The 201-nt window shown below is 51.7% G+C and carries 1 rRNA gene; it reads right to left on the reverse strand.

Going from position 1 to position 201, the window contains the following annotated elements:
• A 16S ribosomal RNA gene (locus tag ACINWC323_RS0119235) occupies positions 1-201 on the reverse strand; the annotation flags it as partial.

Consider the following 201-nt stretch of genomic DNA (forward strand, 5'->3'; position numbering starts at 1 on the left):
GCCCAGTAAATCCGATTAACGCTCGCACCCTCTGTATTACCGCGGCTGCTGGCACAGAGTTAGCCGGTGCTTATTCTGCGAGTAACGTCCACTATCCTAGAGTATTAATCTAAGTAGCCTCCTCCTCGCTTAAAGTGCTTTACAACCAAAAGGCCTTCTTCACACACGCGGCATGGCTGGATCAGGCTTGCGCCCATTGTC

This window comes from Acinetobacter sp. WC-323 (assembly GCF_000314615.1).
In the GTDB taxonomy this organism is placed as follows: domain Bacteria; phylum Pseudomonadota; class Gammaproteobacteria; order Pseudomonadales; family Moraxellaceae; genus Acinetobacter; species Acinetobacter courvalinii.